Below are 10,728 nucleotides of genomic sequence, written 5' to 3'. Positions count from 1 at the left end.
GCCTTTCGATCTGCGCGCCACATGAAGCGCCCCGCGCCCCCGCGCCAACCCCCCCGCGGGTCACGTCAGCGCGAGGGTCAGACCCCGGCCACGAAGATCACCGCCAGCCCCGCCAGCGCGGCGGCGATGCGCGCGGGCACGCCGGGCAGCGTGCCCACCACCGCCCGGCTGATCAGGTAAAGCCCCGCGAGGATCTTGAGCAGCGCCAGCACCGCCCACACCGGCGCCTCGGCCAGTTGCAGAAGCGACGGGTTGGCCACGAACGCCAGCGGCACGATGAACAGCCCCAGCCCCACCGACATCGACCGCCCCGCCACCGCCAGCCACGGCGCCTTGGCGATACCCGCCGCGATGAACACGTTGCCACACACGGGCGGCGTGATGGTGCACAACAGCGCATACCAGAACACGAACAGATGCGCGTACAGCTCCGGCAACCCCAGCGCCACCAGCGCGGGCCCCGCCACCGCCACGCAGATGACATAGGCCGCGGTCGTCGGCAGCTCCATCCCCAGCACCAGCGCCGCCAGCCCCGTCAGCAGCAGCGCGATCCACAGGTTTTCCCCCGACGCCGACAGGATCAGCGCGGTGATCTTGATCCCCAGCCCGGTCATGTTGAACACCCCCACGATCAGGGACGCACAGATGATGATCGCGGCAATCGAGGCGATCTGGCGCGCCGCATCCTCGGAGGCCTGCCAGATCCGCGCGGCCCAGCGGCGCATCCGCAGCGCGCCGGTGCTGTCGATCGCCAGCAGCAGCACCATCACCGCCGACGCCGCCGACGCGGCATAGGGCGCGGTGTAGGACGTCCCCGCCAGCACCCAGATCAGGATCCCGAACGGCACCGCAAAGAACGGCACCGTGCGCGCGACGAAGATCCAGCCCGGCATCTCCTCGCGGCTCAACCCCATCAGCCCGTACCGGATCGCATACTGGTGGATCGCCACCCAGGCGGTGGCAAAGAACAGAAGTGCCGGCAGCGACGCCGCCACCATGATCTCGGTGTAGGGGCGCGCCAGCAGCTCGGCCATCACGAAGATCCCCGCCCCCATCAGGGGCGGCATGATCTGCCCGCCGGTCGAGGCCACGGCTTCGGTCGCCGCCGCCAGCGTGCGCGGATAGCCCAGCCGGATCATCGCCGGGATCGTCACCATCCCGGTGGAGGCCGTATTCGCCGCCGCCACCCCGGAAATCGAGCCGTAAAGCGCCGACGCCACCACCGCGACCTTGGCCGCCCCCGCCCGCGCGCGCCCCGCCACCTGGGTTGCCAGCGCCATGAACCCGGTCCCGGCGGTCCCGGCCGAAATCAGCGCCCCCAGGATGATGAACGGCGCGATCACCTCGGCCGAGATGCCGGTCAGGCTGGACCACAGCCCCCCTTCGGTGATCGTCAGCGTGCCAAGAAAGAACGCGGCCCGCAGCCCGTCATGGCCGAAATCGCCCGGAATGTGCTGGCCGAAGAAGCCATAGGCCAGCACCAGCGCCGCCACCATCGGCAGCACCCACTTGATCGCCCGGCGCGCGGCCTCCAGCACCACCAGGATCAGGGTCACCGCGACGGCCATCTGGACCTCGCCGCGCAGCGATCCGAACTGGCGCACCAGCGTCGGCTGGTTCCACATGATGTAGCCCGCCGCCCACAGCCCCAGAGCCAGGAACACAGGCCCGCTCCAGCGCTCCCACGCGTTGGCGGGCGCGGACAGAAGAAAGATCCACGGCAGCGCCAGCATCAGATGGATGGGCCGGACCACCAGTGCCGGGATCAGCCCCGACCACACCAGATACAGATGGAACCCCACCGTCCCCAGCGCCAGCGCGCCGACGGCCCATTGCGCGGGCCGGATCGCGCGCAGGGGTCCGGCCAACGGCGCATCCGCGGGGATGCCCCGCGCCTCGGCAAAGAGCGTGGGGGTCTGGGTCATGGGGGGCCTCGCATGGGTTGGGCGGCGGTGCGGGACCGCCGCCCGAGGGGATCAGCGCGCGGCTGTCAGTCGGTGGCTGTCAGCGCCCGGATGTCAGCGCCCGGATCTCAGCGCCCGGATCTCAGCGGGCGGGCACCGCCACGCCGATCTCCTCGTAATACCGCGCGGCGCCGGGGTGCACCTCGGCCCACAGGTATTCGATCAGATCGGGCGTGACCCCGGCCCACCACGGGCGTTCCCCCGCCAGCGCCTCGCGGTTCTCCCAGAAGGTGCGGGTGATGTCATAGGCCATGTCGTCCGACATCGCGGTGGTGGCATAGGCGCCCACCGGCACGCCGACCGACGGCACATCGGCCTCCAGCCCGGGATAGGTCCCGGCGGCGATGGTGATCGGCCCCGATTGCGCGTCCAGCGCGATGATCGCGGCCTGCTCACTTTCGGTGAACGGCACGATGGCCATGTCCAGCGTGGTCGCAAGCTCGCTCAGCTGCGGCGTGGGGTGCGACGAGCAGGTGGAGAAGCCGTCGATCTGGCGGTTGCGCAGCGCGTTGGCGGCCGCCGACAGCTCCAGATCCACCAGGTTGATCGCCTCCTCCAGCTCCAGCGCCTGGAACACCGCGCGGGTGCGCCCCTCGCAGAAGGTGCCGGTGCCGCCGGGCACGAAGGTGCGCCCCGCCAGATCCGACAGGCTCTCGATCCCCGCGTCCGCCCGCACCACGATGTGCATGGTGACATAGGGCATCACGAACAGCGTGCGCGCGCCGTCGAACGCCGGGTCGCCCTCGAACGCGCCGGTGGACTGCGACGCCGCCACCAGCAGGCTGGGCGGCGAGGTGAACAGGAAATTGCCCGGCCGGACAGCCGCCTCCTTGACGTTCTGGACCGAGCCCTGGCTCTCCTCCACCGTGGGCGAGATGGTGCCCCCCGCGCGCAGCAGTTCCGCCAGCTGCACCATCATCACATAGTAGCTGGACGACGAGGACGCCGATTTCAGCGTCAGGCGTTCCGACGCGGCGGCCCCGGTCGCGGCCACCAGCGCACAGGCGCCGGTCATCAGGATGGCAAGTCTGGTCATCTGTCCCTCTCCCGCCCCGGTTCGGGGCCCGGTTGTTTTCGGCGCGGATCCTGCTCGTTGCGGGCGGCGAAGTAAACGGGTCACCGTGACCGGGGCGGCCCCGGCAACCGTTCCACCAGATCGAACGGTTGCGCGCAAAACATGTAATTTTATCGCATCCCCATCCGTGGTTTCTGCGCGCACCCCTGATGACGGAGAGTCCCCCATGGTCCTCGACCTTCTGGCCCCCTTTGCCGCGCAGCTGCAAAAGCCCACGCTGGCGTTTCTGTTCGGGGGCATGGCGCTGGCCGCGCTCGGCAGCCGGCTGGAGATCCCCGAGCCGGTGTACCGCTTCATCGTGGTGCTGCTGATGCTCAAGATCGGCCTCGGCGCGGGCATCAGCCTGCGCGAGGCCAACCCGGCCGAGATCGCCCTGCCCGCGCTGATCGCCGTGGTGCTGGGCATCGCCATCGTGCTGCTGGGGCGGGTCACGCTGGCGCGCGCGCCGGGGATCGCACCGGCCGACGGGATGGCCACGGCGGGGCTGTTCGGGGCGGTGTCGGCCTCCACCCTCGCCGCCGCGATGGTGATGCTGGAGGCCGACGACATGACGTACGAGGCCTGGGTCCCCGCGCTCTATCCCTTCATGGACATCCCCGCGCTGCTGACGGCGATCGTGCTGGCGCAGATGGCGCGCGGCGGGACTGTCCGCATCGGCGCGATCCTGGCCGACAGCGCGCGCGGGGCTGCGGTGTCGGCGCTGGGTCTGGGGCTGGTGCTGGGCATCGTCGCGCGCCCCGACGCGGTGCATGCGGAATTCTACGAGCCGCTGTTCCGGGGCCTGCTGACGATCCTGATGCTGGTGATGGGGATGGAGGCCTGGTCGCGCCTGGCAGAGCTGCGCCACAGCGCGCACGCCCACGCCGCCTATGCCCTGACGGCGCCGCTGGTGCATGGGGCGCTGGGGTTCGGGCTGGGATATGGCGCGCATCTGGCGACCGGGTTTTCCGCCGGGGGCGTGGTGCTGCTGGCGGTGATGGCGGCGTCGTCGTCCGACATCTCCGGCCCGCCGACGCTGCGGGCGGCGATCCCGCAGGCGAACCCGGCGGCGTATCTCGGCGCCTCCACCAGCCTCGGGACGCCGATGGCGCTGCTGACGATTCCGCTGTGGATGGCGCTGGCGCAGGTGGTGATGTGATGGAAATTGCCAATTGGCAATTTCCGCGGGCTCAGATCGGATTGGCCTCGGCGAACTTGCGAAAGAACGCAAGGAACGCCCGGTCGGGATCGTCCGGCGGGGGCTTGCCGGCGGCCCAGCTTCGCCACTCGCTCTCGATCTGGTAGATGTCAAAGCCGGGATGACGCAGCCGCGCGGTCTCATAGGTCTCGGTGCGCAGGGGCGTGCCCAGCCGGTCCATCCAGCCCGGGCGCGGGGGTGCGGGCGCCCTGCCCCGCGGCGCGACCACGGCATCGGCGCGCGTGCGCCGGCCCACGCGGCTGAACTGCAACGCCCGATCCGCCGCCGCCGTCGCGTCGCCGTCCTTGCGCCACCAGCGCAGCTCCACATGGGTCACGGCGCGCCCCGTCTTCACCGGGTCGACCTCCACCACATAATCCGACAGCGCCGAGACCTCGGCCACCGCCGGATCGATCGCCCGCAGCCGCAGGTTCGACCACGACGTCAGCTTGCCCTTGGGCACGCCCAGGATGCCGCGCAGACTGTCGAGCGCGATCCGTTCGGATGCCTTCCAGCGCAGGTTGCCGCGCTTCTGCACCATCTCATAGAGCGTCAGCGCGTATTTCGACGACAGCGCGAACATCACCTCGCGCTGCAGGCGGGCGAACACGGTGCTGTCGCCGATGATGCGGCGCAGGCGGGCGGGGATCTCGTACTCGATGACGCCGGTGGCCTTCAGCCCCTCCAGGTTGCCGCCCAGAAGCTGCACGCGCTCCACCGCCGCCTCGCCGTCGCGCATCACGGCGACCTTGACGATGGCCGCCATCAGCCGCTCCAGGCTGTCGCCCAGCCGGTCGTTGGAGTTGTGCGAGCCCCGCAACGCCGATTTCGCGATGACATGGGTGACGGGCTTGTCGATCGCCTCCCACGCGTTTTCCAGCAGCAGGTTGTAGATCCGCCGATCGTTGAGGGTCAGCGGCGTGACCTCGATCAGGTCCACAAGCTCCCCCGGCTTGACCAGGCTCTCGGAGTTGGGTCGGGCCTCGATGGTGCGCATGGCGTCCCTTACATCGGATCGCTTACTAACGTAGGCGTCAGAATGTATGATCTGACCGCCCCGCGCAAGACTGCACCCGATTGGTAAGAGTTCCGTGCCCCCACCGTACGGTGCCCCCGTGCAACCCCTTGACAGGGCCGCGTTTTCCGAATCGCCCAAGGACCGATCCGGACCCAACCCAGGATGTAAGCGCAGCGGGCCACCCGAAACGTAGTCCCACCCCGCCCGATTCGTAAGCCCACACCACCCGAGAGGTAAGCAAAGCCGTCCCACAACGTAAGCGACACCGCCCAATTCCCGCGCCACGCCAAAGGCTTGGCCCACATGAACACAGAACTTAAGAGAATCCGAACCAAGGCGGTTTTTTCAAGGGTCTGGGGGTAAATCGGACCCGCACTCGAACCCTTACCGATCGGGATGGTGGAAGGGGGCAGAGAGCCCTGAAACTCCGCACCCCGGGGCCGCGATCGCGCCGATCCGAACCTGCACGCGCCTTGCGCAAGGTTCGCATCCCATGCAGGATGCGCCCTGATCTCCGAACCCCGAGGGCCCAGATGACCGACACCCCCACCAGCGCCCTGCCCCCCATCGCGCATGAGGAGCTGTCGGCCCTGTCCCGCCGCGCAGGCCTGGTGATCGAGCGCCTGCGCGAGCGGGTCTTTGCCCCCGGCGGCCGCAAGCGGCTGGAGGTCACCTTCAACGTCCGCACCGCCGCCGAGATGGTCGGCCGCACCGAGAAATCCATCCGCGAGGCCGAAGCCGACGGCCGCCTGCCACAGCCCGAGAAAGACCCCGCCACAGGCCGACGGCTGGGATATTCCCTGAGCGATATCAATCGCATGCGGGCCGTGTTCGGGACCGCGCCGCACCGTGGCCCCGACGATCCACCGCTCGTGCTGGCGGTGCAGAACTTCAAGGGCGGCGTGGGAAAATCGACCGTCACCTGCCATCTGGCGCAGTACTTCGCCCTCAAGGGCTACCGCGTCTGCGTGATCGACTGCGACAGCCAGGCCAGCACCACCGCCGTCTTCGGCTTCAACCCCGACATCGACGTGAACGAAGAAGAAGACACCCTCTATCCCTTCTTTCGCCACGGCGGGCCCGCCACCCTCCGCTATGCCCTGCGCGCCACCTGTTGGCCGGGGATTGCGCTGATCCCGGCGAACCTCGGCCTCTATGACGCCGAGTATGAATTCGCCGCCCGCATGGCGCGGGAGCCGGTGTTCCTGCTCGACCGGCTGCGCGAGGGGGTCGCGACCATCGCGGACGCCTTCGACGTGGTGCTGCTCGACCCGCCGCCCGCGCTGGGGATGCTGTCGCTGTCGGTGCTGCGGGCGGCAAACGCGCTGCTGATCCCGACCCCGCCGAGCAACATCGACTTCGCCTCCACCGCGCATTTCCTGCGGATGCTCGATAGCACCCTGTCGGAGCTGGCCCGCCACGGCGGCGCGCGCGACTACAGCTTCGTCAAGATCCTGGCGACCAAGATGGACGACCAGAAATCCGCCCATCAGGCGATCAAGCGGATGATGGACGCGGTGTTTCCACAGGACATGCTGGCGGCCGTGCTGAAGGACTCGGCCGAGATCGACAACGCGGCCACCAACCTCGCCACCGTCTATGAGCTGACGGGGGCGGCGGCGCGCACCGAAACCCACCGCCGCTGCCGCGCATACCTTGACGCCATGGGCCGCGAGGTCGAACTTCTGGCCCGCAAGACCTGGCCCAGCCACCACAAATCCTTGCGCAAGGAGGGACTGCTGTGACCCGTCGCCACGATGCGATCTTTGACGATGTCCTCAAGGGCCTCGATGACCGGGACGGGGGCGTGGCACCGGGCGGCGCGCGGTTCCTCAAACGCTCCAACGCGCTGTCGGAGACGGGCAACCGCGAGGAAAAGACCCTGCTGTGGGTCGAGCCAGAGGACTGCGTGATGTGGGAGGGGCACAACCGCGCCTATGATCTTCTGTCCGAGGAGACCTGCCGCGACCTGATCGATTCCATCCGCGCGCAGGGCCGGCAGGAGTTTCCCGCGATCGTGCGGCGCCGGACGGGGCAGGGGGCCGCCTACGAGGTGATCTGCGGCGCGCGCCGCCACTACGCCGTGTCCTGGCTGCGGGCGAACAACTACCCCCAGTTCCGCTATCTGATCGAGGTGCGCGATCTGACCGACGAGGAGGCGTTTCGCCTCGCGGATCTGGAGAACCGCGACCGTGAGGATCTGTCGGACTATGAGCGCGCGCGCGACTATGCCCGCGCGCTGGAGCTGTATTACGGCGGCAAGCAGAAGGTGATGGCCACCCGGCTGGAGGTGTCAGAGGCGTGGCTGTCGCGCTACCTCAACCTTGCGAAGCTGCCGGCGGAGGTGGTCGCGGCGTTCCCCTCCTTGCGCGAGGTGCGCGAGCTGCACGCCCGCCGCCTGCGTCCCGCGCTGTCGGACGACGCCGCGCGTGCGCGCGTCATGGCCGAGGCCGCGGCGCTGACGGGGCAGGGGGTCGCGACGCCGCAGGTGCTGGCCCGCCTGCTGGCCGCCGCCGAAGGTCCGCGCCCGACGCCCGCGCGCACGATCTACCGCCGCAACCCCCACGAATCCGGGGTGGAGCTGAAACGTCGGGGCCGCAAGACGGTGCTGGAGTTCGACGACACCCTGTCCGAGGCGGCGGTGCGTGCGGCGCTGGCGCAGTTCCTGACCGACCGCTACGGCTGAAATTGCCAATTGGCAATTTCGGAAACCACAGCGATTCCAATGGCCTCGACAACAACGGATGGCCCGCGTGAAAGTCTACCTCTCTGTCGATATCGAAGGTTGCGCCGGCATCACCCATTGGGACGAGGCCCGCAAACCCCACCCCGACTACGCCGAGTTCCGCGAGATCATGACCGGCGAGGCCTTGGCCGCCATCGAGGGCGCCCGCAACGCCGGCGCGACCGAGATCGTGGTCAAGGACGCGCACTCCAGCGCCCGGAACCTGATCCTCGACCGCCTGCCCGCCGACATCGAGGTGATCCGCGGCTGGGAGGGGGACCCCTTCTGCATGGTCCAGGGCCTCGACCGCAGCTTTGACGCGGTGGGGATGATCGGCTACCACGCCGCGGCCGGGTCCGAGGCGAACGCGCTGGCGCACACCCTGACGCTGGCCGCGATCGAGATCCGCCTGAACGGCGCGCCCGCGTCCGAGTTCCTGGTCCATGCGCTGGCGGCGGCGACGGTGGGGGTGCCGGTGGCGTTCGTCTCCGGCGACGCGGGCCTGATGGCCGAGATCGCCGAAACCGCCCCCGGCGTCACCCGTTGCGCGGTCAAGCAGGGGTTCGGCGCCTCCACCCGGTCGATGACACCGGCGGGCGCGCGCGCCGCGATCCGCGACGGGATGGCCCGCGCGTTGCGCAACCCCGGCTCGCCGATGCCGCTGGCCGACCACTGGCGGCTGGAGGTGACCTATGGCGATCCGGTGCTGGCCGCGCGCCACCGCCATTACCCCGGCGCCCGCCACAGCGGCCCGCGCACCATCACCCTGGAGACCGACACCTATGGCGATGTGCTGCGGGCGCTGCGCTATGTGACCTGAGGGGGGGGGCGGATACCGGATCGCAACCTTTTGGGTGCAGGTTTCGTGCAGTCAAAGGGGGGCGGTATGAGTCGCAGTCTCGTGGTCGGGGTGATGCCGGCCGGTATCATCGCCGCGGCGCTCGGGTTGGGTGTCGCGGCACAGTCGGGGCCGCCGGACGGCGCGGGGGTGCTGGTCGTGGTGCCGCCATGGCGGGCGGCCGATGGCGTCGTGGCGCGGGCGGGCGGTGTGATGCTGCCGCAGCCGCGCGCGGCGCTGTCGGTGGTGGCCGCCGGGCCGGGTCCGGATTTCGCCGCGCGGCTGCGCGCGGCCGGTGCCTGGGCCGTGCTGCCCGCCGGTGCCGTGTCCCTGTTGTGCGGAGGGTGAGGGGATGACCCATCTGACCGGGTGGCGCGCCGCGCTGCACATTCCCGACGCACCGCCCGCTGTGCAGGCCGAACAGGCCCGCGGCGTGCGCATCCTGCAAGGCATGGTCTGGGCCATGGTTCCGGTTCTGGCGCTGGGGGCGTGGATCGCGGGCAACGCGGCGCTGGCCTTTGGCGCGGCGGGGGTCGTGGTTGCGGTCCTTGCGCTGCTCGCCGCGCGGCTGGAGGGGGCGCTGGCGCGCCTCACCGTCAGTCAGGCGCTGGTGGGGCAGGCGATCCTGCTGACCGCGGCGATGACCGGGCATGCCTGGCAGATCGACACGCACATGCTGTTCTTTGCCGTGCTGGCCACGCTGGTGGTGCTGATCGATCCGCTGGTGTTCCTGTTCGCCGCCGCCACCATCGCCGCGCATCATCTGGTGCTGGGGGTGGCCGCGCCCGCGCTGGTCTATCCCGCCGCCACGATGGCGGAAAACCTGCAACGCACGGCAATCCACGCCGTGATCGTCGGGATCGAGACCGGGGCGCTGTACCTGACCGTCCTGCGCCGCCGCCAGAGCGATGCCGAAGTCGCCGCCCGCACCGAAGAGGACCGCGACCGCACCGCGCGCGAGGCTGCCGCGCGCGATCACAGCCTGGCCGAACAGCGCGCCGTAGTCGCCACCCTGCGGGCGGGCCTGTCGGGGCTGGCGCGCGGCGACATGGCCACGCGCATCGATCAGGCGATGGGGGAGTACGACGAAATACGACATGAATTCAATGCACTGGGCCGTGACCTCGGCGCTGTGATCGCGCAGGCGCAATCCAGCGCGACATCGGTGCGCGAGACGGCGGCGCAGCTGGCGCAGGGCTCGGGCGAGATGTCGCACCGGGCCGAGACGCAGGCCGCCACGCTGGAGCAGTCGGCGGCGGCGCTGGACCAGATGACGGCGTCGGTGAAATCGGCCGCCGACAAGGCCTCGGAGGCCGATGGCGCCGTGGGCACCGTCCGGCGCGAGGCCGACGACAGCCGCGCGGTGGTGGCCGCGACGGTGGCCGCGATGGGCAAGATCGAGGCGTCCTCGACGCAGGTGGCCCAGATCATCGGCGTGATCGACGACATCGCCTTCCAGACCAACCTGCTGGCGCTGAACGCAGGCGTGGAGGCCGCGCGGGCGGGCGAGGCCGGGCGCGGCTTTGCGGTGGTGGCGTCCGAGGTGCGGGCGCTGGCGCAGCGCGCGTCGGGGTCTGCGCAGGAGATCAAGGAGCTGATCTCCACTTCGGGCCTTCAGGTGCAGGAGGGGGTGGATCTGGTGGGCCGCACCGGGGCCGCGCTGGAGCGCATCGCGGGCCGTGTGGCGGAGGTGTCGGAGCTGGTGTCGGACATCTCGGTCTCGGCGCGCGAACAGGCGGCGGGGTTGCAGGAGATCAACAGCGGGGTCAACCAGCTCGACGAGGTGACGCAGGCGAACGCGGCGGCGCTGGAGCAGGCGACGGCGGCGGCGCAGGCCCTCAACGAGGAGGCCGAGCGGCTGGCCGAGGCGCTGGCGCGGTTTTCCACCGATGCCGCCGCGGCGCCGTCCCCGGCGATCCCGTTGCACCCCG

At 70.2% G+C, this 10,728-nt stretch carries 9 protein-coding genes; 6 read left to right on the top strand and 3 right to left on the bottom strand.

The window, feature by feature from the left end:
* Positions 1-77: 77 nt before the first annotated feature.
* Both CCR87_RS09380 and CCR87_RS09375 read right to left on the bottom strand, forming a co-directional pair.
* Positions 78-1,925, bottom strand: coding sequence for a TRAP transporter permease (locus CCR87_RS09380; protein ID WP_201157266.1), 1,848 nt, complete (start codon positions 1,923-1,925; stop codon positions 78-80).
* Positions 1,926-2,046: 121 nt separating this feature from the next.
* Positions 2,047-3,000: a TAXI family TRAP transporter solute-binding subunit gene (locus CCR87_RS09375; RefSeq protein ID WP_201157265.1), complete on the bottom strand. Its 954-nt coding sequence runs from the start codon at positions 2,998-3,000 to the stop codon at positions 2,047-2,049.
* Positions 3,001-3,205: 205 nt separating this feature from the next.
* Between CCR87_RS09375 and CCR87_RS09370 the strand changes: the two genes are divergently transcribed.
* Positions 3,206-4,177: a sodium-dependent bicarbonate transport family permease gene (locus tag CCR87_RS09370; protein ID WP_201157264.1), complete on the top strand. Its 972-nt coding sequence runs from the start codon at positions 3,206-3,208 to the stop codon at positions 4,175-4,177.
* Positions 4,178-4,208: 31 nt separating this feature from the next.
* Here the strand turns inward: CCR87_RS09370 and CCR87_RS09365 are convergent, their stop codons facing one another.
* Entirely contained in the window at positions 4,209-5,213 is a 1,005-nt protein-coding gene (locus tag CCR87_RS09365; protein WP_201157263.1) for a RepB family plasmid replication initiator protein, read from the bottom strand.
* 554 nt (positions 5,214-5,767) lie between these two features.
* On the opposite strand from CCR87_RS09365, the gene CCR87_RS09360 reads away from it, so the two are divergent.
* The 5 genes from CCR87_RS09360 to CCR87_RS09340 form a co-directional block, all read left to right on the top strand.
* Entirely contained in the window at positions 5,768-6,979 is a 1,212-nt protein-coding gene (locus tag CCR87_RS09360; RefSeq protein WP_201157262.1) for an AAA family ATPase, read from the top strand.
* Positions 6,976-7,920, top strand: a complete 945-nt coding sequence (locus CCR87_RS09355; RefSeq protein ID WP_201157261.1) for a ParB/RepB/Spo0J family partition protein — start codon at positions 6,976-6,978, stop codon at positions 7,918-7,920. The genes CCR87_RS09360 and CCR87_RS09355 overlap by 4 nt, the downstream gene beginning before the upstream one ends.
* Positions 7,921-7,978: 58 nt before the next feature.
* The gene (locus CCR87_RS09350; RefSeq protein WP_207186607.1) at positions 7,979-8,779 is read left to right on the top strand and encodes a M55 family metallopeptidase; all 801 of its coding nucleotides are present in this window, start codon (positions 7,979-7,981) and stop codon (positions 8,777-8,779) included.
* Positions 8,780-8,845: 66 nt separating this feature from the next.
* Entirely contained in the window at positions 8,846-9,145 is a 300-nt protein-coding gene (locus CCR87_RS09345) for a hypothetical protein (RefSeq protein ID WP_201157260.1), read from the top strand.
* A gap of 4 nt (positions 9,146-9,149) precedes the next feature.
* Positions 9,150-10,728, top strand: a 1,579-nt coding sequence (locus tag CCR87_RS09340; protein WP_201157259.1) for a methyl-accepting chemotaxis protein, incomplete at its 3' end; no start/stop codon positions are given.

Source organism: Rhodobaculum claviforme (assembly GCF_016653255.1).
GTDB classification, from domain to species: domain Bacteria; phylum Pseudomonadota; class Alphaproteobacteria; order Rhodobacterales; family Rhodobacteraceae; genus Rhodobaculum; species Rhodobaculum claviforme.
The sequence above is the reverse complement of the archived record's forward strand: the minus strand, read 5'-3'. Positions and strand labels throughout refer to the sequence as shown.